The sequence below is a fragment of the Pseudomonas sp. SDO52101_S400 genome (genome assembly GCF_054071635.1).
In genome coordinates, this window is the sequence record NZ_JBSVWF010000138.1 from 1 (window position 1) to 1,169 (window position 1,169).

At 55.4% G+C, this 1,169-nt stretch carries 1 protein-coding gene; it reads left to right on the forward strand.

Annotated features, from left to right (window positions below; translation table 11 throughout):
* Nucleotides 1-219: 219 nt before the first annotated feature.
* Nucleotides 220-1,137, forward strand: coding sequence for an IS110 family transposase (locus ACW9HX_RS29055; RefSeq protein WP_085609292.1), 918 nt, complete (start codon nt 220-222; stop codon nt 1,135-1,137).
* Nucleotides 1,138-1,169: the final 32 nt, after the last annotated feature.

The following is a 1,169-nucleotide window of genomic DNA, read 5'->3' on the forward strand; positions in this document are numbered from 1 at the left end:
GCAAGCCCGCTTGTGTCTGGGTAAGGGAATAGACTCTGGGGTGAGAGGGGTGAATGGCAAGCTGTGAGTCCGCGGTGCTTGAAGCACGAGTGGGAGCAAAGCTGCCATTCACCTTTCTACTCTGGCCCATAAGCCCGAACAGTTGGACGAGCGCCACTCGAATCACAAGCGTGGGCAAAGCCAGAGCACTCTCACCTTTGAGTGTAAGAGGGTTTTGCCATGATTTCCTGGGTCGGTATCGATATCTCCAAATCCAACCTCGTTGTTTGGATTCAGCCTCAGAAAGTGGGGTTCGAGATTACAAATACGCTTGAAGGCTTTGTTGAGCTGACCTCGCGTTTAAGCCACTACACGGTTGGCCGAGTATTGTTGGAGGCCACGGGAGGATACGAGCGAAAGGTCGTAGCGGCCTTGCAAGAGGCGGGCTTCAATGTGCTCAGGATCAACCCTCGCCGGGCCAGAGCCTTTGCCGTAGCAATGGGCAAGAATGCCAAGACCGATCCCATCGACGCCGCTGTTCTTGCCGATTTTGCCGAGGCCTTGCATGCGTCCCGCGAAAAGCCAATTTCGCCAGGCCGTGAAGCATTGCGTGAACTCATTCAGTTGCGCGAGCATTTCGTCCAACAGCGAGACGACAACAAACGCCGCCTGCAGCAGGCCCAGTTGCCAGCGGTTATCGAGGCGATCAAAGACCATATTCGCTATCTGCAACTCCAGATCAAGCAGTTCGGTAAAGCCATTAACCAAAGCATGCGAGAGCTGGATGCGGAAAAAGCTGACCGGCTCACATCAGTTAAAGGCATCGGCACTGTGGCTACCGCCAGCTTGCTGGTTTACCTGCCTGAACTCGGCGAGCTTGATCGCAGAGAAATCGCGGCTCTGGCGGGAATCGCTCCCTACAATGACGACAGTGGCAATCACAGCGGCAAGCGCCAGATTTACGGAGGAAGATCGCGCGTCAGACGTGCGCTTTACATGTCGTGCTGGGTCGTGATCCGTTATCACGCTGACTTCAAGGCCCGCTATGAGGCGCTGCGAGAAAGAGGCAAGAGCGCGAAAGTCGCGCTCATCGCCTGCATGCGGATACTACTGATCAGACTAAATGCCATGCTGCGTGACGGTACCGAATGGCGGTGACGAATGGCAGGGTTAAGACAGTTGCTCCCACA

Excerpts from the sequence above, each read along its gene's own strand:
- ACW9HX_RS29055 (WP_085609292.1), top strand. The coding sequence starts at position 220 with ATGATTTCCTGGGTCGGTATCGATATCTCCAAATCCAACCTCGTTGTT.